Consider the following 22985-nt stretch of genomic DNA (forward strand, 5'->3'; position numbering starts at 1 on the left):
CCCGGCTCGACTGCCGCGCCCCGGTCCGGCGAGCCCAGGGGAAAGCTCGCCGGACACATGTCGCCGCGTCCCCTAGTAGCGCAGGGAGAGGCTCAGCCCGACCGCACGCGGCCGGTTGACGCTCGCGGCGATGATGGGCGCATCAAGCGCGCCGTCCGCCGTCACGAACTGCTGGAGCGGGTTCGATCCGATGCTGACCGCCTCGACATCATTCAGCAGGTTCGTGCCGTACAGGTGCAGACCCCACCGATCATTCGAGACGCCAATCCGCAGGTTCAGCAGCTCCAGGGAATCAAGTTCCGCGGACTCAAAGTTCTGAACGTTGGAGAAGCGTTGCCCGACATACTGGAAGGAGCCGTTGGAGTTCAGGCTCCAGCCTGACGCGCCGATCGGCCGCTCGAAGGAGTAACCGGCGGCAAGCGTGTATTCGGGAATATTGGCCGGAGCATTGCCCTTGCGCAGGTCAAACTGGCCATAGGTCCCGCCGGGCGCGGAAGTGATCAGCTTGCCCTGATCGAACTCGGCGTCGATGACCGAGAGGTTCAGGAAGGTCGACAGGCTGTCATTGACCTGCAGCCGGGTTTCCAGCTCAAGACCCAGAATGGTTTGTTCAGGCCCGTTCACCGTGTTGTTGGCCGGCGTGTTCACCTGGATCTGGGTGTCTTCATAAGTGGTGTGGAAGACGCCGAGATTGGTGATCAGATCACCATCGAACCAGGAGGCTTTCACCCCTGCATCCACCGACAGCACCTGATCATCGTCGAAGGTCAGGTTCTGGAAGAACACATCCTGGCTGCCGCCCGATGCGCCCAGGGCGGCAATGGCGTTGCCGATGCCGCCATTGCGCGCGCCCTGCGCAATGTTGGCGTAGAGCAGCATGTCTTCGGACAGCTCGAACTCCACGCCGGCACGCGGCAGGAATTTTTCAAGCTCGAACTCGAACTCGGTGCCGAAGCCGGCGCCGGTCAAAAGATCCAGCGTGCTGACAAAGCCGATCGGGTTGCTTTCCGTCCAGGGAATGAGATTGCCCTGGCCGTCAAACTGGGGAACGAGGTTCACCACATCATCCTGTTGGAGAATGGCTGTGACGGTGTCGTTCACATAGCGGACGCCGCCAATCAGGCGCAGACGCTCGGTCAGCTCGAACGTGAATTCGGCAAAGGCGGAATACTGTTCAGACTGGGTGCTGGACAAGCGGGTCGCAAGATTCGAGCTCGACGGATTGGTCACGGTGACGAACCCGTCGCCGGTCAGGAATTGACCGCTGACATCCTCGCGATCGCGATAATAGACGCCGGCGGTGAAATTCAGCGGACCGCTGAAGTCTGACACGAACCGGAACTCCTGGGAGAATTGTTCGAACTCGCTTGAGCTCGTGTTGAACGCCGTCGTGTCAATCGTCGGAAAGAAGGGCGCCAGGCCGAAAGAATTGCCTGCGCTGAACAGGGCCGAGGCCGTGCTGCGCTCGTAATAACCGGTGATCGAGGTCACATCGATCGCGTCAAAGCTGTAGGTGACCCGCCCGGCGTACAGATCGAAATCGTCGGTGTAGCTGCCAGAGCGCGGCGAGGCCGAGAAGGTCAGGTCCTCGGGATCCGAGCCGGGATCGATCTGGGTGGATTCCCCGAGTTCGTCCCGGGACAGGAAGGCCGAGAGCCTGACTTCCAGCCGGGGCGACAATTGCGCCAGAAGAACGGCGCGACCGCCGCTGGTCTCGAAATCGTTGACGTCCTCTCCCTCGCTGGGATTGTCGATGAAGCCGTCATCGTTGCGATGAAAACCGGACAGGCGCAGGCCGACCTTGCCCGGCACGAGCACCAGCGAGGTCGCGTTCTGGACCGTGTAGGCCGTCCCGCCATCGGTAATGGTTTCATAGCGCCCCGCCGCTTCGCCGGTGATGCGCGGACCGTCCAGATCGGGATCGTTGGTGAAATAGCGGATCACTCCGCCGACCGCGCCTTCACCGAACAGGGTCGGCTGCGGTCCGCGAATGACCTCGATCCGGTTCAGGTCAACAGAACTGAAGTCCCGCAGATTGCCGGCGCCCGTGACCGAGACATCATCGACAAAAACGCTGAAGACCGTGCTGGTTTCATATCCGCTGCCTGCGCTGCGCACGCCGCGGATCGCAATGTCATTGGAGTTCTGACGCGTCTTCACGTTCGCCATGCCGGCAATGCTTCGCGCCAGATCCTCGATGTCCTGAATGCCCCGCTCCCGGATTTCCGCTCCCGAAATGCCGGCGACGCTGGCGCCGATATCCTGGACCGTCTCCTCCCGGAACCGCGCGGTCACGGTAATCACATCGTCCGTCACAGACCGGACGTCGGCGTCCGGGCTCGTTTCCTGGGCGGCCACGGGGGCCGCGAACGCAACGCTGGCCAGCAGCGCTATTCTCAGATGATTGGTCATGTTGGTCTCCCCATTTCGCGGCCATGGCGCATATCGGCTCTTTTGGCTGCCTTAAAAAACCTTATGGCAGTTTTATTGCGATGGGAAGGATGAACTCTAATTTCGATAGAACTGTTTATCCCGAGCCGGAGCAGAAAGCTGAAGAGCTGCACAGGCTCAATGCGTTACGCACATACAAAACCGCCCCGCGCACAGGGCGCGGGGCGGTTCCGGATTTCGATTCAGGCTGGAATTCAGGGCTGACCGGGAACCTTCAGGTCCTGGGTATAGAGCTGGTCATGCATGAAGACGGCGTCCAGAACCCGCTCCTCTGAGCTGGTCAGGATCTTGTGAACCTGGGCGCGTATCTCGTCCGTTGCATCCTTGCGGATTGCCTCGACCAGAGCGCGTTGATGCTCCCATGAATAGGGCAGCGTCCGGTTCAGTTTCACATACAGCCAGTAAATCCGCATCGTGGTGTCCTCCAGCTGCCGGATCCAGTGGATCAGCAGGGGGTATTTCACGTGCTGGGCCATGTAGACGTTGAATTGCTTGTTGGCTTTCAGAAGTTTAAGCGCAATTTCATCGTCATCCAGCGGCGCCTTGTGGGAGGTGTCCTCGTTCATCCGCGCAATCAGATCGGCATCCACCTGGGACGCCGCCATGGCGAAGATCTCCGGCTGCAGCATTTTGCGCATGGCGAAATTCTGCTTCACGTCCAGCAAGGTCAGCGGGGCGACGCGCGTGATTCTGGGCGACACAGAGACCAGGAATTGCTGGGCGGTCAGTTGCTCCATGATGTTGCGCGCCGTGGTCCGGCTGATGTCGAACATTTCAGTGAGAATGTTCTCGCTGACCTTCTGACTGGGCGCGAGCTTCTGGGTCACGATGGCGTCCATGATGACGTCATAGGCCGAAGCCGGATCCGTCGCCGCCGGTTTCGCCTGCTTGTTCTGCGCCGTCTTGCTCATGATCCGCCCCAGCAGAGATTGGTATGGAGGCCTTATTTTAAAATAAGGCTGTATTAAATGATCTGTTTCCGTTAGCGTACCCACCATACCGGGGATGAGGAAGCAGTTTGTCATGGCCAATCTGACGCACAGGACCGCAGCGAAACAGACTGGCGCAACACGGCGCCGCCTTCTGAAGGGCGGCCTCGCCGCAGCGCTTGCAGCGCCCATGATCAATTCGGGTCAGTTCAAGGTCTTCGCTCAATCTCAGACCACTTATTCCGCCCGCACGATCGAGCTGATCGAGAACAATGTCGTCATCGACATGCTCTCGATCATCGCCGATCTCGGCGACATGCTCGACGCCATGTACAGTCCGCGTCCCAAGCTCGAAGACGGGTTGGGCGTGACCGACGAGCATCTTGAGAAACTGCGCAGCTCCGGCGTCAATGTCTTCCACCCTGCGGTGGGTCTGGGCGGACGCGACAGCGCCCTCTCCTTCATCGCGAGACTGAACGCCTATGCCGCCGAACGCCCCGACGTGTTCCGCCGCATCGACGCGGTCGAGGATTTCGATCGCGTGATGGAAGAGGGCCGGCTCGGCTATATCGTGGGGGTCCAGAACGCCCATCATTTCGATACGCCGGACGATGTGAACGAGTTCTACACGCTGGGACAGCGGGTCAGCCAGCTCACCTACAATTCACAGAACCGGATCGGCGCCGGCTCCACCGAACGCGTGGATGGGGGGATCACCCATTTCGGCGCCGCCATCGTGGCCCGCATGAACGAGGTGGGGATGGCGGTGGATGTATCCCATTGCGGCGACCGGACCACGCTGGACGCCTTTGAATTGTCCACCGCGCCTGTCCTGATCACGCATTCGAACGCCCGCGCCCTGGTCGGCGACCATCCGCGGGCCAAGCCCGACGAGGCGATCCAGGCCATGGCGCGCTCAGGCGGCGTGATGGGGATTTCCGGCGTACGCAATTTCGTACGCGACCGCGAACCCACGACCATCGAGCACATGCTGGACCATTACGACTATGTGGCGCGCCTTGTCGGCGTGGAGCATGTGGGAATCGGCACGGACATGGATGCGGACGGATATGACGATGTCTCGCCTGCCGCACATGCCCGACTGACCAGCGGGTATGACGAGTCCTACGCCTTCCGAGGCCGCATCGACACCGATGGTTTCGATACGCCGCAGAAAATCTTCAATCTGACCGAAGGGCTGATCCGGCGCGGTTATTCCGACACCGATATCGCGCTCATGCTCGGCGGCAACTTCAAACGCGTGCTTGGCGAAATCTGGAAATAAAAAACACGCCGCTTCGCGCACCGAGGGGAGAGTACAATGACACGCACTGCATATGCTGCGGCCGCGACCGCCTTGCTGTTGGGCTCGGCGACTGCGTCCGCTCAGGAACTCACAGCCGAACGAGCGAGCGCGGCGGCCAGGCAGGCCGTCGAGGATTTTGACGTGACCGGGCTCTCCGTTGCGGTCGTGAAGGGCGATGAAATCGTCTTCATGAACAGCTATGGCGTGCGGGATGTCCGTCAGCCGGATGTGCCGGTGACCACTGACACGATCTTTCCCTTCGCCTCGGTCAGCAAGGCCTTCACGACCACGGCGATCGCCATGCTGGTTGATGACGGGGTGATGGACTGGGATGACCCGGTCCGGGACTTCATCCCGGAATTCGAGATGTCCGATCCCTACATCACCGCGGAATTCTCTGTGCGGGACCTCGTCACCCACCGTTCGGGCCTGCCGCTGGGCGCGGGTGATCTGCTGGTCTTCCCCGATGGAAAGCCCGAAGTCTCAGACATTCTGGCTGCGATCCGCAACATCCCGCCGGCCACCAGCTTCCGCTCCGAATACGCCTACGACAATCTGATGTACATCATCGCCGGCGAAGTGGTCGCACGCGCAGCCGGCCAGCCCTGGCACGATGTGATTGACGACCGGATCTTCACGCCGCTTGGCATGGACAGCTGCGAAGCCCTGCCTTCCGAAGCCGCAGCGGCGGAGAACACCGTCACCCAGCACACCCGCGCGCCGGGACAGACCGAAGCCGTCCCGATCGACCCGCTTTACATCATTGGCGACAGCACCTCTCCGGCAGGCGGGCTGAGCTGCTCCATCGCCGACCTCGCGACCTGGGCCCAGTTCTGGCTCAATGAAGGCGTGGGTCCGGATGGCGAACGCCTGCTGTCAGAAGGCCAGGTTGCAGAGTTGTGGTCGCCCGTTACGCCGCAATCTGTGAGCCCCCTGCTGGCGCAGCTCGCAGACTCCCATTTCTCGCTCTATGCGCATGGCTGGTCTGTGCGGGATTTTCACGGCGAGTATTTCGTCGGCCATAGCGGCGGCCTTCTGGGCGCCTCCTCCTATCTCGGCCTCCTTCCCGATCAGGACATAGCCGTAGTGGTGACCAGCAATGTGTCGACCTACGCCTCGACCGCTCTGGCCCTGCAGCTGCTCAGCGACGCCGCAGCCCCCGAGGCGGAAGCGGACTGGCTGGGCCTTTTGCAAAGCGTGTACGCCGCCAATCGTGAAACGGCCCTCGAGGACTCAGGCGCTGGCGAAACGGCCGATGTCGCTATCGAGCCGGTGCGCGATCTGGATGATTATTCCGGAGAGTATATCGATCCCTGGTACGGGCTTGTGACCATCGAGCAGCGCGAGGACGGCCTGTTCATCGACATGAGCCGGTCCGAGGTGCTGGATGCACCGCTGATCGCCGTTGCGCCGGACCGGTTTGTAGCGCGCTGGCCGGACCGCAGCCTGAATGCGGACGCCTATGTGGATTTCACGGTGGAAGACGGACAGGTCACCGGCATGACCATGCAGGCGGTGTCAGAAACCACTGACTTCTCCTTCGATTTCCACGATCTCGATTTCACCAAGCGCGACTAGGCCGGAAGGCCGGTCCAACGCCTGCAAGGAGGTCCGGACCATGCTCAAGACACTGACGCTGGGACTGGCGCTCGCGGCGGCTTCAGCCCCCGCACTCGCTCAGGTCGCCCAGCCCTATGACATCGTCATCCTCGAAGGACGCGTGATCGATCCCGAAACCGGTCTCGACGCGATCCGCAACGTGGCGATCCGCGATGATGAGATTGCGCTGATCACCGAAGACCCGATCGAGGGGGAACTCGTGATCAACGCAACGGGTCTCGTCGTCGCTCCCGGGTTCATCGACCTTCACGCGCATGGCCAGACCCTCCTGGCGGGCCGCGTTCAGGCGCTGGATGGCGTTACGACCGCCCTTGAGCTTGAGGCCGGGGTTTATCCTGTTGCGGACTTCTATGCAGACGCCGCCGAAGAGGGCCGCACGATCAATTATGGCGCCGCGGTCAACTGGGCGGCCGCCCGCAACGCGGTGCTGACCGGCGCCGAGCCTGATGAGGCCGGTGCGCTTCACGCCCATGAGGACGGGCCGGACTGGCGCTACACGCCGGCCAGTGCAGAGCAGACCGCCACCGTCCTGGAACGCGTGCGGGACGGTCTGAATGAAGGCGCGCTCGGCATTGGCGTTCTACTGGGTTATGTGCCCGGATCGGGACGGTCGGAATATTACGCCCTGCACGAGCTGGCCGCTGCCTATGACGTGCCCAGCTTCACCCATGCGCGGTATCTGTCGAATCTCGAACCGGACAGCTCGCTTGAAGGCTTTCAGGAAATGATCGCCGTCTCCGCCGCCACGGGCGCGGACATGCACATTTCCCACCTCAACAGCATCAGCCTGCGCGACATCAATGTCATTCGCCCCATGATCGAGGCGGCTCAGGCGCACGGCGTGAACATCACGGTGGAAGCCTATCCGTATGGCGCAGGTTCGACCTCCATCGGGACAGCGCTGTTCGAAGGCGCAGACTGGCAGGCCCGGTTCGGCGGCATCGAGAAATCCGATTTCACCCTCGCCGGAACGCCCTTGAGCGATGAGGCCTTCGACCGCCTGCAGGCGGAGGCCCCGGACACCACGATCGTGGTGCACTTCCTCGATATCGAGAACGACCCCGCCGACCGGGCCATCCTGTCCCAGTCCATCCTGTTTCCGGGCGGCGCCATCGCGTCTGACGGCGGCGACTGGATGGTGAACGGAGAGGTCTTGCCGGCGGAGACCTGGCCGCTGCCTGACAATGCGGATTCTCACCCGCGCAGCGCCGGCACCTTCTCGCGGTTCCTGCGTGAATATGTGCGTGAGCGCGAAGCGATCAGTCTGAGTGAGGCCTTGGCGAAAACCAGCCTCATCCCCGCCCGGATCCTGGCGGACGCCGTGCCCCAGATGCGCCGCAAGGGACGCCTGCAAGCGGGTATGGACGCGGATATCGTGATTTTCGATCTCGCCACGGTCAGCGACCAGGCGACCTATGAGGCGCCCGCCCGGACATCGACTGGCTATTCCTACGTGATCGTCGGCGGGACGCCGGTCGTTCGCGAAGGCCGGCTCGATACCGAGGTCCGGCCCGGACGACCGGTCCGGCGACCGACGCAATAGCCCAGCTCCGCCCGGACACCGCCGAACAAGGCGGGCCGGCGACCCGTCACATGGGGAGAGAAGTGTGACCTGGAAACAGAAGAGAACCGTCTGGCGTGGCGCCATCGCCGCCTTCGCCCTGATCACAGCCTTGCCGGCGCCCGTCCAGGCGCAAGCCGGGGGCGCAGGGGGCGCGCTCAGCGAGATGCAGCCTGCTCATCTGGCAGGCCTTCAAGACTTCATTGATGGCGTGATGGCCCAGCAGATCGTCAGCCATGAACTGGCGGGCGCGACCCTGGCCGTGGTGCATGAGGGCGAGATCCTGTTCTCGGCCGGCTACGGCTTTTCCGATATCGAGGCTGGCGCGCCAGTGGACCCGGCGCAGACCCTGTTCCGCCCGGGATCGGTGTCCAAGCTCTTCACCTGGACCGCTTTGATGCAACAGGTTGAAGCTGGGCGGGTGGCGCTCGACGCGGATGTGAACAGCTATCTCGATTTCGAGATTCCGCCCTTTGAGGGCGCGCCGGTCCGCATCGTCGACCTGATGTCTCACAGTCCGGGCATGAGCGATGTGAGCGGCATAACCGCGCCCACCGTCGAAGAACTCACGCCCTACGATCTCTGGATCAGGGACAATGTGCCCGAGCGCTTATGGGCGCCCGGCAAGGAAGCGGCCTATTCCAATTACGGCACGGCTCTGGCCGGTTACATCGTCGAACGGGTGTCCGGCGAGCCGTTCGCCGATTATGTCGAGCGTCACATCTTCACGCCGCTGGGCATGACCTCCACCAGCTTCCGCGAACCCTTGCCAGAGGCGCTTCAGCCGCGCATGGCCAGGGGATACGAGCTGGAGAACGGACGCCTGATCGAGCAGCCTTTCGAGCTGTTCAGCAATATCATGCCCGCGGGCTCCGCCTCCTCGACCGCACATGACATGGCGCGCTTCATGCTCGCCATGCTCAATGACGGCGCCTATGAGGGCGCGCGCATTCTCGAACCGTCTTCGGTGTCCACACTGTTCAGCGACAGTCTGCGCAACGCACTGGACCTGCCGGGCATGGCGCACGGCTTTTATGTGGTGCGCGAAGAGGGCCCCCGGCTCGTCGGGCATGCCGGCAATACCGGCGACTTTCACTCCAATCTGATCCTGGCGCCGGAACACGGCTTCGGTTTCTTCGTGTCCACAACAGGCGGCGCTGAAAGTTCGGCGGCGCGCACCGACCTGTCCAACGCCATTATCGGACGGGTCTTCCCCGAGACCCCTGCCCCGCGTCAGGCGCGCCCCGCCGGTGAAGTGTCTCCGGCAGGGACCTATCGCGTGAACCGCCGCAATTATTCGCGCCCGCCGAACGAAGCCTATGACATTACAGTCGAGCGCGTCGGCGAAGACGGGCTGGAAATCACCAATCAGGGCGAGACGACCTATTGGGAGCGGATCGGACCGCTGACCTATGAAAAGGTCACGGGCGCGCGCAATGGCGGACCCTATGAGCGCATCCAGTTCCATGGTGGCGACGAGACGCTCGTCCTGTCCTTCAATTCCCAACCTTACATGGCCTATCGCCGCCTTGCGGCCGAGGAGCAAGACTGATGACCCTGCCCGATTTGAAAACCCTCGCCTCCGTGGTCGCGCTGTCGGCGGCCGCATTCGGAACCCCGGCGCTGGCGCAGGACGCGCCTGAGCTGACCCAGCCCGAGAACTGGAGCCTCGAGCAATCAGACAGCGTATCGGTCGTCACCGCCCCCGAAGGCAATCTCGACATAGCGGTGATCGAGGTCGGACCGGCCGAGGACGCGCTGGCCGCCGCTAACGCCGCCTGGGCGCTTTATGATGCGGACGCCGGACGCGAGGTCGAGCTGACCACCAACGCCGCGCCGGACAATGGCTGGGAAGAACGCGTCTCGATCAGCTATGTCACCGCCCCGTCCGAACAGGCGATCGTCAGCGCCCTGGCCCTGCGTCAGGGCGAAAACTGGACGGTGATCATCGTCAACGGCGCCCAGTCGACCGCCAATGTGCGCTCCGCCGCCCTGTCCCTTGTGCGTGATTCCGTTCGCGCGGAAGGCTTCGAGCAGGAGGATTTTTCCGGTCAGACCGCCCATCCGCTGACCGCGGAGCGCATCGCCGCGCTCCGCGATTTCGTCGCCGAAGCCGCAGAGCTGCTGGATGTCCCCGGCGTCGGGCTGGCGCTGATTGATCAGGGCGAGGTCGTCTATGAAGGCGGGGTCGGCGTACGCGAGCTGGGCGGTGAGGCGCCGGTGACCGCAGACACCAAGTTCATGATCGCGTCCAACACCAAGGGCATGTCCACGCTGCTGCTGTCCATCCTGGTGGATCAGGGCCTGCTGGACTGGGACCAGCCTGTGGTCGATCTCTATCCGTCCTTCCGTCTGGGCTCGGATGAAACCACCAACGCCACGCTGGTCCGTCACCTTCTCTGCGCGTGTACGGGCCTGCCGCGCAAGGACTGGGGCTTCATCCTCGCGGATCTTGATACGCCCGCTTCAGACGTCTTCCGCCAACTGTCCGAAACCGCGCCGACGAGCGCTTTCGGAGAACTGTTCCAGTACAACAACAATATGGCGGCGGCCGCCGGCTATGTGGGCGGTGCGCTCGCCTATCCCGACATGGAGCTGGGCGCCGCTTATGACCGCGCCATGGAAGAGCTGATCTTTGAACCGCTCCACATGGATGACACCACCTTCGATTACGCTGAGGGTGAAGCGGGGAACTGGGCGCCGCCGCACGGGCTGAACATCGACGGCGAACAGACCGTAATGTCCAACTATTTCAATCAGAGCGTCTATCCCTATCGTCCGGCGGGCGGGGCCTTCTCGACGGCGTCGGATATGGCCCATTACGTCCAGCTTGAGCTGTCCAGGGGGCTTACGCCGGAGGGCGAGCGTCTCGTCAGCGAGGAAAACCTGCTGGCCCGGCGCGAGCCCGGCGTTCAGGTCGGCGAAGGCGTCTGGTACGGCATGGGTCTGTTCAATGAAGAGCATTGGGGCGTCCCCGTCGTCACCCATGGCGGCACGCTCGTCGGCTATCACAGCAACTGGTACGCCCTGCCCGAGGCCGGCGTCGGCGCGGTGATCCTGACCAATGCCGATACAGGCGCAGCCATTCTGCGACCCTTCCTGCGCCGTCTGGTGGAAGTGCTCTATGATGGCCGCCCTGAAGCCATGGCGGAAATCGAGGCCATGGCGGCAAGCCTGCAAGCCCAGGCCAGCGCTCGGCGCGAAGGCCTGACCCTGCCCGGCGATCCCGAAGTGCTCGACGCCCTGGCGTCTCGCTATGAAAGCCCGGGCCTGGGGCCCCTCAGCATTTTCGAACAGGATGGCGAGACCTGGGTCGAGGCCGGCGCCATTCGCGCCCCCATCGCCACGCGTGTGAACGCGGACGGCACCGTCTCCATCGTGTCGGTGGGCCCCGGCATCATCAGTCTGGAAGCGGAGATCGGCGAACAGGACGGGCTTCGCACACTGACAGCGCGCGATAGTCAGCACGAATATGTCTATGTGGAGGCCGATTAGGGCTAGGCCGCTCCGCCCATAGCCTCAACACAGACCATTCGGGCAACGCCCGGGCCCGTCTCAGGACGCGGCCCGGGCGTGGTGCTTTCAGATGAGGAAATCACACCGAAAAGATTTTCACATGTGTGAGAATGAAATATCCTCCCGGTCGCATAAGCTGGCGTGCTGACCAGCAAGAGACCAGGGGAGAAGAGCCATGGATTTCCAACTCAAGGGCCGCGTGGCGGCGATCACCGGCGCATCGAGCGGGCTGGGGCGCCGGTTCGCCCTGAAGCTGAGTGAAGAAGGCGCTGCCGTCGCCGTGATGGCGCGACGCACCGACCGGCTGGAAGCGCTGGTCGAGGAGATCCGCGCCAGGGGCGGCAAGGCCATGACCTGCGCTCTCGATGTCTCTCAAACTGCAGATATCGGCCCCGCTCTGGATCAGGTCGAGGCCGAACTCGGCCCGCTCTCCATCATGATCAACAATGCGGGCGTCGGCGGTGACGGCATGGCCCTGGAAATGAGCCAGGAGCACTTTGACAACACGTTCAACGTCAATGTGCGAGGCGTCTATTTCGGCGCGACCGAAGCGGCGCGACGGATGCTGAAGAATGGCGAAGCGGAAGCGGGGCGTGCGCGCATCATCAACATCGCCTCGATCGCAGCGTTCACACAGCTCCCCGCCCTGTCGGCGTACTGCGCCTCCAAGGCGGCTGTGGTGTCCATGACCAAGGCGCTGGCGCGTGAATGGGCCAGGCGCCTGATCTCGGTCAACGCCATCTGTCCGGGCTATATCGAGACGGAAATCAACGCCGACTGGTTCGCCACCGAAGGCGGACAACGTCAGATCCAGACCTTCCCGCGCCGCCGCCTCATGGACGAGGACGGGCTGGACGCCGCGCTGCTGATGCTGGCCGGCGCGCCGGGCCGGCAGATCACCGGATCAGCCTTCACCCTGGATGACGGGCAATTGCTCTAGCATGTCCTGAGCGCTGAGGCCGGCCTGCCGGCAGGCGTGCAGCGCCCGGAAACCGGCCGCCATGAAGGCGGACAAGCGCTTGCGGGCGGACGGCAGATCGTCGGAGCGGCACAGACCATCCGACAGTTTGTCGATCCGCCCCGTCCGCGCCAGCGTGAGCATGAAAGCCCCGGTCACGAAATGATAGCCCCAGTACAGGTCTTCCCGGCTGCAGGCGGGCAAGGCGACTTCGAGGATATCAATGAGCTGCTGCACGACCGGGTCGAAATGCTTCTCCATGATGTCTGCGCCCCAGTCCGGGGCGTTGGCCACCTGGGCGCCCAGCGCGAGCGCATACTTCCACTCGTCAGGCTGTTCCTGGTAGAGGTCGAAGTCGGAGGACAGGAAGGCCGACAGCGCGCCCTCCACTGTCGGAGCGCCCGCGGCCTCCCTTTCATACTCCTTGAGCGCTTCCATCCGTCGCTGGCATGACAGCGGCGCGCGCCGGGCGAAAACGGCGTCCACAACGGCATTCTTGTCGCCGAAGTAATAGTGGATCAGCGTATGATGAACGTCCGCGTCAGCAGCGATGTCTTTGAGGGACACGCCGTGAAACCCGCGTTCGGCAAACAGTCGCTCGGCGCAATCGAGAATGTGTCGAATGGACTCCGCGCGACGCTCGGCCTTCGTCATCTTGCTTTTCGTCGCCTGGGTCCCGCTTGTCACCACAACGCCTCTTTCTCACTCATTCCACTCGATCCTGCCCTGCGTCGGCCCGACGCAACAGGGCATGCAGAGATTCAGTCCCGTCCAGCCTCTCGCGCAGAGATCACCGGAGACGCCGTACCCACATTCCATGACCATCCCAGGCCCCGGGCAAGTCGCGCCCTGTAAACCGCGTCGTGGAGCTCGAAAACGTCGACATCCAGACTCATGCTCGTCGCACTCGCTTCTGTGAAGTGCATGATGGCTCGATCCCTTCCGTGCCGTGGCCATGAGACAGGTCCGGCATCATCCAGCACCCGGCCTTGCACAAAGGCGCTCCAGTACCCGCACATCAGATCGGCAAGGCCTTGCTCGCGTTCATCCAGAGGCGGCGACGGCCATGCACTCGCCGTATACTGAAGCGTATTGAAGACATAGGGCAGCTCGGAGCCATGGAACGCGTGAAGCCCCTGGGATCGCGCCGGTTCGTAGCCATGATCGAAATAGTACAGATACGCCTCCAGACCCGCCGCGGACTGGCATTGCGCGATTTTCGCAGCGCTCCAGCCATAAAAGGCGTCTCGCAACAAAGCGAGCCGGCTCTCCTCCAAGTCCGTGTCGGGATAGTGCGACAGCATGTCAGGGGCGAAGCGTCCATGGCTGGCCTTGATGGCCTGACGATACTGTGACGCCGAGGCGGGCTTTTGCGGCAGCAGGAAAGGCAGGCTTCGCAACTCGCCTTCATTGAACCCTGTGAGCAACGGAACCCGCGCCTGCTGCCCGGTCTCGAACAGCTCAGCCAGCTGGCCCGTCAGGATCAGGCCGTCAATCGCACCCCAGGGCAGGTAACCCTGATCCTGGGCGGCCTGCACGAGGTCTGCGGCTGGCAGGGCGAGAAGGTGATCAAGATCCGGCGCGCCAAGCGCTCTCTGGAGCGCCAGACCCACAGCCTCCGCGGAATCCACTCCCTGCTCCGCCTCTCTGAGACGCGGATGGGTTGGCATGTAGGGGCTTTGGGCGATCGCCCGGTGAAACAGTCCGCGCGCCAGCGGCGACACCATCAGGTACAAAACGCTCAGCGCACCCGCTGACTCACCTGCAAGGGTCACCTGCGCCGGATCACCGCCAAAATCACGAATGAATTCACGCACCCATTTCAGGGCCGCGATCTGGTCCAGAAGGCCATAGTTTCCAGATACGCCCTGTTGCGACCGGGCGCTGAGTTCAGGGTGGGCGAGATAGCCCAGAACACCCAGCCGATAATTGATCGAGACCACGACAACGCCCTGGCGCGCCAGGGCTGCGCCATCATAGAGGCTTTGCCCGTTGGAGCCCCAGATCATGGATCCGCCATGGATCCACACCATGACCGGAGCGTCCTGAGCGTCGTCCGGCGTCCAGATGTTGAGATGCAGGCAGTCCTCGCTCTCTGACGCGTCCGGATCCTCATACAGACTGCCCGTCCGCCGACGGGGCTGGGGGCATGCCGGACCCGGAGACCGGCCATCATGCGGCACGGTCCAGTTCCGCACTGACGCCGGCGGCGTCCATCGCGCCGCCTGAGCGTAAGGAATGGCCCGGAAACAGGTCACACCGTCCTGGCTCTCGCCGAGAATGGGCCCGCATCGGGCCTGAAGTTCGATCATGGGCTGTCTCCGGGCGAGCAGAAACGTCAAAGCCGCCAGAATACGCCGCACCCCCGCGCAACGCATCCCGGCGGCCTCGCCCGACATGACTGAGGTTCACGTCAGGCGCAACAGCGCGTCTAGAACTTGTAGTCCAGTCGCACGCCGACTGTGCGCGGGCGCAGGGTGCTGAACCGCGCGTCCGCAAAGGCTTCCGGGTGCGCATAGACCAGGGAGTCGTTGTCGAACGCGTTCTCCACGTACAGCGTGGCGGTGACATTATCGCCGATATACGCTCCCACGGAGGCGTTCACGCTCTGATAGTCCTCGGTCGGCGCATAGGTCGGCGACTGCACACCGGGACGACCGGGAACATTGGGGAACTGGTTCACGAAGCCATCGACATGACGGGCGTTGACGGCAGCAAAGCCTTCAATATTGGCCGTCAACTGACGCGTATAGTTCAGATAGATCGCGCCCTGGAATTCTGGGAAGGACAGGGGCGCCCCGCGAACCGCACCTGAAATGGCCGCCTCGGTGGCGGACAGATCATCCACCTCGGAATCGTTCCAGGACGCGTTCATGCCGATCAGCAGGCCTTCGGTCGGGAAGGCGTTGATTTCCAACTCGACGCCGCGCGAGGTCGCTCCGCCAATATTGGTGGCGAACTGGACCTGATCGGACACACGGTTGGCCTGAACCTGAATATTGCTCCAGTCAATCGTGTATGCGGCGATGTTGGCGTGCAGGCGATTGTTGAACCAGCGCCCCTTCAGACCGATCTCGATGTTTTCCAGCTCATCCGAGGATGCGCCGTCAGGAATGATGATGTCCGTCGGATCGACCGTGCTGGGCGCACCGCCGCGTGCGTTCACCGCCGGCGTACGGAAGCCGGTGGAGTAGGTCGCATACATCGTCATGTTGTCGACCGGGCTGTAGGAGACCGAAAACTTGTAGGAGGGCCCTTCTTCAACGCCCTTATCGCCCGTGAGCGGCGTGTTCTGGCCAATGGTCAGCGGTCCGTTGATGCCGTAGAGGGCGTTCACGAGATAGTTGCTCGTATAGCCGCTGTCCTCTGTGAAGCCCTGCACATCCAGCCGCCCGTAGCGCAAGCCGCCCGTCACCCAGAGATTGTCATTGAACCGGTAGGTCAGCTCGCCGAACGCGGCCAGCTCATTGGTGACGAAATGGGTGTTGGTGACCTGGTAGTACTCGTTGGGCAGGTTCGTCATGCCCCGGGCGGCCAGGAAGGCCGGGTCCGAGCGATAGGCGGAATCCACATCACGGCGCTTGTAGTAATAGAAGCCGCCCACCACCCATTCCCAGGGACCGGGGTTGGCGGAGACAAGACGCATCTCCTGCACAAAGGCTTCGTCATAGGCCAGCGCATCAAGGGCGAACGGCACCGCACCGCCAAATGTCGCATCAAGATCGATGATGAATTTCTGATCGTAGAGCGAATAGGTGGTCGAACTCGTGAAATTCGCGAATCCGAAATCATGGTCCACGGTCGCGTTCAGAGAGTTGAGCTCGGCGGCGAATATATCCGGCCTGCGGGTGTTTCGCTGGTCCCGGTCACTGCCCAGTGTGGGATTGATCAGCTGGGAGTCTTCGGGCTCGCTGGTCTCATGCAGCGCCATGAGGCGCACCGAGGTGCGGTCCGTCGGCTCCCAGAGCAGGATGGCGCGGCCGCCCCAGTTCTCGAGCGTGTTCGCGTTCTCAACGCCCGTGCCGATATTGTCGACCCAGCCTTCTTCATTGCGATAAAAGCCGACGACCCGCAGACCCAGCTTGTCCTCGACGATCGGCACATTCAGCATGCCGTTATAGCGTTGACGGAAGGCGTCGCCGTCAGTCTGCCCCCAATCGACCAGCACCTCGCCTTCGAATTCGTCCAGATCCGGGCTGTGAGTCAGGATGCGCACCGCGCCGGCGAGCGAGCCGGATCCGAAGAGCGTCCCTTGGGGGCCGCGCAGGAATTCCACGCGCTCCACATCGAACAGGGTTGAATCGAGCTGGGTCGAGTTGCCATTCGCGGAAATGGGCAGTTCATCGATATAGACCGCCACCGTGTTCTGAAGGTTGGCCCCATAGCCGTTCGTCGCGATGCCCCGCACGGAGAAGGTGTTGAAGTTCGCGGTTGGCTTGTTCAGGACAGCGCCCGGCGTTTCAAGGGCCAGCCCCTCATACCCGACGATGCCTTTCTCGGTCAGCTCATCCTGATTGAAGGCGGTGACGCTCAGCGGGATGTCCTGGACATCCATCTCGCGACGGGTGGCGGTGACCAGAATGACATCGCCGCCAGCCTGGCTGGACTGAGCGTTTTCCTCGGATTCAGGCTGGGTTTCCTGGCCCATCGCCATGAACGGCAGAGCCAGCAGTGCGACCGCGGACACGGACGCGCAAAGCACGTTTTTCATTTCGATTCCTCCCCAGGCTGGTCTGACGCCAACCTCTTGTCTGTGAGGTCACCCTAAATTCAATCATATTCACTGACAAGCGTGTGAATAACTTGATTGCGTATTTTTTAGACCATCATCCAGGCCGGCATGTTCCGGCGTCGTCAGATGCTTAAGTGGCGAAATATGAGGCTGAAGCTGTTGTATAGCCCCACGTCAGGCGGGTAAGACTAAGGCTGGATCCTGGTCTCGTTTGACAGATGCAAGAGGAAGTTCAGTGGCCGCGGAACGCACAAACCAGCGCAAGAAACAGACAAAAGCTGAAAAGCGTGCCGAAACGATTGAGCAGATTCTGAATGTGGCCGAGTATCTGTTTTCACGAAACGGACTGCATGGCGTCACCTTGAAGGATGTCGCCAGGGATGTGGGCGTCCATCACACGCTTCTGAACTATTATTTCGACGACAAGCAGCACCTTTTCGATGCGGTTTTCGCACGCCGCGCCGCCGTGACGAGCGAACGCCGCATGAAAGCGCTGGATGCGTATGAGGCGTCGTGTGACGGCAAACCCACGGTCGAGGGCGCCCTGCACGCCTTTCTGGACACCGATCTGGACCTCTACATCGAAGGCGGGGAGGGCTGGCGCAATTATGGCGCGCTGAGCGCCCAGGTCGCCAACACCCCTGAATGGGGTGCGAAGATGATGGATGAACACTTCGACCCTGTCGTCCTGCGCCTGATCGACCTGCTTCAGAAAGCTCTGCCTCACGCCAGCAAGGAAGACCTGTTCTGGGGCTACCATTTCGTCAGCGGCTCGCTGATGCTGACGCTCGCGCGCACCGGACGGATCGACAAACTCTCCGGCGGGGCCTGCAAGTCCGAGGATTATGCCGCCGTCAAATCCCGGATGGCCCATTTCATGGCGGCGGGTTTCCGGGAAATCTGCGGCGGCTAAACCCACCCCTCCCCTTACTCCCCCTTCAGGGAACAATGCTTGACGCGGCAGAGAATTCCGACATTCTGTCATTAACTCTCGCGTGAGCGAAAATAAATGACGTTAGCCATGAGCTAGCGCGACCAGCCCGAGACAGGCGTCAGACCTGCCGGGTCACAGGGGAGGCGGCCATGACGGACACCGTGCGCAAGGCAGGAGCTGAAGACTCCATAAAACGCAAGGACTTCAAGGTAATCGCAGCATCGTCCCTGGGGACGATGTTCGAGTGGTATGATTTCTATCTTTACGGCCTTCTGGCCACGTACATCTCCACGCATTTCTTTTCGGGCGTGAACGAAACGACAGCGTTCATCCTGGCTCTGGCCGCCTTTGCCGCCGGGTTCGCGATCCGTCCGCTCGGCTCGGTGGTGTTCGGACGGCTGGGCGACCTGGTCGGACGCAAATACACCTTCCTGGTCACCATGGGCCTGATGGGGCTGTCCACCTTCGCGGTCGGCTTCCTGCCCGATTACACAACCCTCGGCGTGGCGGCCCCCATCCTTCTCGTCGGCTTGCGGCTCGTGCAGGGGCTGGCGGTCGGCGGCGAGTATGGCGGCGCCGCCACCTATGTGGCCGAGCATGCGCCAGCAGGCCGTCGGGGCTTCTACACCAGCTTCATCCAGACCACGGCCACAGTTGGCCTGTTCACGGCCTTGTTGCTGGTGATCGGGCTTCGCGCCCTCATCGGAGAAGAGGCGTTCTCGGAGTGGGGCTGGCGCCTGCCCTTCCTGTTCTCCATTCTCTTGCTCGCGCTTTCGCTGTGGATCCGCTTTCAGCTGGCGGAGAGCCCCGCCTTTCAGAAAATGAAGGATGAGGGCACGGTCTCCAAGGCGCCGCTGGCGGACGCTTTCGGCCGCTGGTCCAACCTGAAGATGATCCTGGTCGCCCTCTTTGGCGGCGTCGCCGGGCAGGCGGTGATCGGCTATACAGGACAGTTCTATACGCTGTTCTATCTTGAGCGCATTGCAGATGTGGACCCGGCGACCTCAAACATCCTTCTGGTGATCGCGCTCGTCATCGCCACGCCCACATTCGTCTTCTTTGGCTGGCTCAGCGACAAGATCGGGCGCAAACCCATCATTCTCACCGCGTGCCTGATGGCGGCGCTGACCTTGTTCCCGCTCTTCAAGGCGCTGACTCACGCCGCCAACCCCGCACTCGCCCGGGCTGTTGAGACCGCCCCGGTCACGGTGCTGGCGGATCCCGAAGAGTGCTCGATCCAGTTCGATCCCATCGGCAAGAACCGGTTTGACGGCTCCAGCTGTGACATCGCGAAGGCGTATCTGGCTCGCAATGGCGTGAACTATATCAATCAGCGCGCGCAAGCCGGCGAGCCCGCCCGGGTGCGCATTGGCGAAGCCGTGACACTCGAAGCCCCGATCCCGGCCCGATTGGACGACGCTGCGCTTGAAACCTCCATCAGCGCCTTCCAGGCCGAAGTTCACACCGCGCTCGTCAATGCTGGCTATCCGGACGCCGCTGACCCGCAACAGGTCAACCGGCCGCTGGTGATCGGCATCATCGTTCTGATCATGCTGATGGTCACCGCCGCCTATGCCCCGCTCGCCGCCATGCTGGTCGAGCTCTTCCCCGCTCAGGTGCGATACACCTCCATGTCCCTGCCCTACCATATCGGCAATGGCTGGTTCGGCGGGTTCCTGCCCACCACCGCATTCGCCATGGTCGCGGCCACGGGGAACATCCATTTCGGGCTGTGGTATCCGGTTGTCATCGCCGGGCTGACCGCTGTGATCGGTCTGCTCTTTCTCCCTGAGACCTTCAGGAGGAAGATTGATGACTGATCGGCGCTCCAAGACAGGCTTCGCCACCCGGCGTCAGTTCCTGACGGCGACGGCCGTCACGCCTGTCGTGGCCCGCACCGGCGCGGCGCTGGCGCAGACACCGGATCCAGCGGCGCTCATTCGCCAGGACCTCGAACGGTATATCGGCTTCGGCGAAAAGCGCTCAGGCGGCGCCGGCGACAATGCCTGCGGAGACTGGATGGAGCAGAGCCTGGCCGATCTCGGGTTTGAAACTCAGCGTCAAAGCTTCTCAGCGCCGTTTTTCGAACCGCGCAACTGCACGCTCAGCGCCGAAGGCGGAGAGGCGCATGTCTGGGCTCAACCCATCGTGGTTCCCACGCCGCCGGAAGGGCTGACGGCCCCCCTGGTGCGCGTAGACGCCCAAGGTCAGACCTCTCATGCGCTGTCTGGCGCAATTGCGCTGATTGATCTGGCGCATGCGCGCTGGTCCTCGATGTTCTGGTCAGGCGTTGCGGATCCGGTGCGCGCCGCCTTCGCAGCCGGCGCCCGAGCGTGCGTGATCATTACAAATGGCCCTTCCGGCAAGATCATCGCCCTGAACACCGACGGACGCGATCCGCTCTACGAGGCGCCGATCGCGCTTCTGGCGCCTGAAGATGCAGCACCCTTTCTGGCTGCTGCCCACAGAGCTTCATCGGGGCGGCTGACACTGACCGGCGTCAAGGGCAGACGCCCGGCATTCAATCTGATGGGCCGACTGGATCGTGGCGCGGGCCGTTGGCTGGTGATCTCGACCCCGCGTTCGGGATGGTTCACCTGCGCCGGAGAACGGGGCGGCGGCGTCGCCGCTTTCCTGCATATGGCGCGATGGGCGACCCGTCATGCGCCCGGCCATGACCTGCTCTTCGTATGCAATAGCGGGCATGAATATCAGTACCTTGGCGCAGAGGAACTGTTGCGAGACCATGCACCGCCGCCGGAACAGACCGACTTCTGGCTGCATCTGGGCGCCAATCTCGCGGCGCGCGACTGGCACGACAGCGTGGGCGGACTTCAACCTCTGCCCGGCACGGACTCCCAGCGCTATCTGGTCGTCAGCCCGTCCCTTCTGCCAGCAGCGCGTGCAAGTTTCCGCGGCCTGGCCGGACTATCCGCGCCCTATTCCAGCGATGAGCTGTCCGCCGGCGAGCTGAGCAATGTCCTGGCGGCGGGCTATCGAAATGTCGCCGGCGTCTTCGGCGTTCATCGCTATCACCATGTCAGGGAAGATGACGCCCGCTGCGTCTCCCCTGACGCGGTTGCGGAGACCAGCTTCGCCTTCCAACGCCTGCTTCAAGAGGCCCTGAGGTAAACCATGATCCGTATGCTCGCTCTCCAACTCGCCAGCGCCGCAATGATGATGGCCTCGCTGACCGGTCTAGCCATTGGACAAGGCGGAGCTGAGCCGACAGCTCAACCGCGCGTGACTGTGCAGACGGGCGTCCTGGAAGGACGCCGGGAGGGCGGGATCAACATTTTCAAGAACATACCGTATGCCCAACCGCCAGTGGGAGACTTGCGCTGGGCGCCGCCGCAAGCGGTTGCCCCCTGGCCCGGCGTCCGGAATGCGTCGGAGTTTGGCCCCAGCTGCACACAGATCAGCATTCCCAGGTCCAGCATCTATTTCGATCCGCCCATCGTCCAGTCCGAGGATTGTCTGAGCCTGAATGTCTGGGCGCCGGAAAACGCCCGGAACCTGCCGGTCATTGTCTGGATCCATGGCGGCTCGCTGCGCATCGGGGGGGCGGCCCAGCCCTTTTATGATGGAGCGGTCTTTGCGCATCAGGATGTTGTGTTTGTCTCGATCAACTACCGCCTGGGCGCACTGGGATGGATGGCGCATCCCGAGCTGTCTGCGGAATCTCCCGAGGGAGTGTCCGGCAATTACGGCTTTCTCGACCAGATCGCCGCGCTCCTCTGGGTACAGGACAACATCAGCGCCTTCGGCGGCGATCCCGATCAGGTCACCCTCATGGGGGAGTCCGCAGGCGCGCTCTCCGTCAGCTATCACCTGATCTCTCCGCTCTCTCGAGGCCTCTTCAGCAGGGCCATCATCGAAAGCACCAATCTGCGCGCCTTTCCGCGGCTGCGCGAGGCCGCCCATGGGTTGCCATCCGCCGAAAGCACAGGCCTGAGCGTGTCTGAAGCGTTGGGTGCAGAGCGCTTGTCCGAGCTGCGCGATATGGACGCCGACAGCTTGACCCAAGGGGCGGCGCGCGCCGGGTTTGTCAGCCAGGGTGTCATAGACGGGCTGGTCCTGCCCGATCAGTTGCTCGCAGTTTTGGAGCGCAGTGAGCAAGCCCCCGTTCCCCTTCTTGCAGGGTTCAACAGGGACGAGCTGCGCACCCAGACCCGGCTCCTGCCCACGGCGCCGGACTCCCCTGAAGCCTATGAAGCCATCATTCGCTGCGGATATGGCGATCTGGCGGATGATTATCTGGCGGTCTACCCTGCAGACGATCCGGTTCAGTCCACGCTCGATGCCTTCCGGGACACCATCTATGGCTGGGCCGGGGAGCGCCTTGCGGCCGCGCAAGCCGAGATCGGACAGCCCTCCTATCTCTATCTTTTTGACCATTGCTATGACGCCGCACGCGAACAGGGGCTCTGCGCCTTTCACGCCAGCGAGCTCACTTTCGTCTTTGGCCAGGTCGGCCCCGAGGCCGCTCGCAGCCCGAACTGGCCCATGCCTGAAGGCCCTGTGGATCAAGCGCTTTCCGACGCCATGGTCGCCTACTGGACCAGCTTTGCAAAAACCGGCTTACCAACTGCGCCGGACGCGCCTGACTGGGCGCCCTATTCCGACGGACAGGCCTTCATGCATTTCTCGGAAACTCCACGGCTCTCTCATGATCTGTTCCCGGGCATGTATGAGGTTCATGGCGAATGGGTCCGCCGTCAGCGTGAAGCCGGAGAACAATGGTTTCTGGGGGTGGGCGTGAACGTACAGCCCTCCTGTGAAACGTAAAGCCGGGTCGTGAAACCTGTCCGCCATTTCATTCACTCAGAGTTTAATGAATGTTGACTTGAGCGAAAACCACCCCCCATGATGGGGCCACAAGAACCAGAACGGTCTGAAATCAGGGGAGGAACGGACGTCGCGCCGTCCACATGCGCCGAGCGTCGCCGGTGCGGTGGGTGAGTGGCGTCACTCCCTC

The 22985-nt window shown here is 62.6% G+C and carries 15 protein-coding genes; 10 read left to right on the plus strand and 5 right to left on the minus strand.

Annotated features, from left to right (window positions below; all coding sequences use genetic code 11):
• Positions 1-72 precede the first annotated feature (72 nt).
• Together B2Z70_RS06410 and B2Z70_RS06415 are read right to left on the minus strand one after the other, a co-directional pair.
• A complete protein-coding gene (locus B2Z70_RS06410) occupies positions 73-2412 on the minus strand; it encodes a TonB-dependent receptor (protein ID WP_009801533.1) in 2340 nt (779 codons plus the stop codon).
• 233 nt (positions 2413-2645) lie between these two features.
• Positions 2646-3362, minus strand: a complete 717-nt coding sequence (locus tag B2Z70_RS06415) for a GntR family transcriptional regulator (protein WP_009801534.1) — start codon at positions 3360-3362, stop codon at positions 2646-2648.
• A 112-nt stretch (positions 3363-3474) separates the two neighbouring features.
• Here B2Z70_RS06415 and B2Z70_RS06420 point away from each other — a divergent pair, with 112 nt between their 5' ends.
• The 6 genes from B2Z70_RS06420 (at position 3475) to B2Z70_RS06445 (ending at position 12323) form a co-directional block, all read left to right on the plus strand.
• Entirely contained in the window at positions 3475-4665 is a 1191-nt protein-coding gene (locus B2Z70_RS06420) for a dipeptidase (protein ID WP_292982045.1), read from the plus strand.
• A 36-nt stretch (positions 4666-4701) separates the two neighbouring features.
• Positions 4702-6264: a serine hydrolase gene (locus B2Z70_RS06425; protein WP_292982046.1), complete on the plus strand. Its 1563-nt coding sequence runs from the start codon at positions 4702-4704 to the stop codon at positions 6262-6264.
• 40 nt (positions 6265-6304) lie between these two features.
• Positions 6305-7849: an amidohydrolase family protein gene (locus tag B2Z70_RS06430; protein WP_292982047.1), complete on the plus strand. Its 1545-nt coding sequence runs from the start codon at positions 6305-6307 to the stop codon at positions 7847-7849.
• Between the two features lie 64 nt (positions 7850-7913).
• A complete protein-coding gene (locus B2Z70_RS06435) occupies positions 7914-9419 on the plus strand; it encodes a serine hydrolase domain-containing protein (RefSeq protein ID WP_292982048.1) in 1506 nt (501 codons plus the stop codon).
• Positions 9419-11362 (plus strand): serine hydrolase domain-containing protein, encoded by a 1944-nt coding sequence (locus tag B2Z70_RS06440; RefSeq protein ID WP_292982049.1) that lies wholly within the window; start codon positions 9419-9421, stop codon positions 11360-11362. The genes B2Z70_RS06435 and B2Z70_RS06440 overlap by 1 nt, the downstream gene beginning before the upstream one ends.
• Before the next feature lie 196 nt (positions 11363-11558).
• Positions 11559-12323, plus strand: a complete 765-nt coding sequence (locus B2Z70_RS06445; RefSeq protein WP_292982050.1) for an SDR family NAD(P)-dependent oxidoreductase — start codon at positions 11559-11561, stop codon at positions 12321-12323.
• On the opposite strand, the gene B2Z70_RS06450 is transcribed toward B2Z70_RS06445, so the two are convergent.
• The 3 genes from B2Z70_RS06450 to B2Z70_RS06460 all read right to left on the minus strand — a co-directional run bounded on the left by B2Z70_RS06450 (position 12288) and on the right by B2Z70_RS06460 (position 17052).
• On the minus strand, positions 12288-12995 hold the full coding sequence (locus tag B2Z70_RS06450; RefSeq protein ID WP_292982051.1) for a TetR/AcrR family transcriptional regulator: 708 nt from the start codon (positions 12993-12995) through the stop codon (positions 12288-12290). The two genes, B2Z70_RS06445 and B2Z70_RS06450, sit on opposite strands and share 36 nt — an antisense overlap.
• Positions 12996-13102: 107 nt before the next feature.
• Positions 13103-14653, minus strand: coding sequence for a carboxylesterase/lipase family protein (locus B2Z70_RS06455; RefSeq protein WP_292982052.1), 1551 nt, complete (start codon positions 14651-14653; stop codon positions 13103-13105).
• Positions 14654-14772: 119 nt separating this feature from the next.
• Entirely contained in the window at positions 14773-17052 is a 2280-nt protein-coding gene (locus B2Z70_RS06460; protein ID WP_292982053.1) for a TonB-dependent receptor, read from the minus strand.
• Positions 17053-17308: 256 nt separating this feature from the next.
• Between B2Z70_RS06460 and B2Z70_RS06465 the strand changes: the two genes are divergently transcribed.
• The 4 genes from B2Z70_RS06465 (at position 17309) to B2Z70_RS06480 (ending at position 22795) form a co-directional block, all read left to right on the plus strand.
• Positions 17309-17986 (plus strand): TetR/AcrR family transcriptional regulator, encoded by a 678-nt coding sequence (locus tag B2Z70_RS06465; protein WP_292982054.1) that lies wholly within the window; start codon positions 17309-17311, stop codon positions 17984-17986.
• Positions 17987-18156: 170 nt separating this feature from the next.
• A complete protein-coding gene (locus B2Z70_RS06470; RefSeq protein ID WP_292982055.1) occupies positions 18157-19827 on the plus strand; it encodes an MFS transporter in 1671 nt (556 codons plus the stop codon).
• Positions 19820-21139 (plus strand): PA domain-containing protein, encoded by a 1320-nt coding sequence (locus tag B2Z70_RS06475; protein ID WP_292982056.1) that lies wholly within the window; start codon positions 19820-19822, stop codon positions 21137-21139. Before B2Z70_RS06470 ends, B2Z70_RS06475 begins: the two co-directional genes overlap by 8 nt.
• A 3-nt stretch (positions 21140-21142) precedes the next feature.
• Entirely contained in the window at positions 21143-22795 is a 1653-nt protein-coding gene (locus tag B2Z70_RS06480) for a carboxylesterase/lipase family protein (protein ID WP_292982057.1), read from the plus strand.
• Positions 22796-22985: the final 190 nt, after the last annotated feature.

The organism is Oceanicaulis sp. UBA6590 (genome assembly GCF_002433705.1).
Taxonomy (GTDB): Bacteria; Pseudomonadota; Alphaproteobacteria; order Caulobacterales; family Maricaulaceae; genus Oceanicaulis.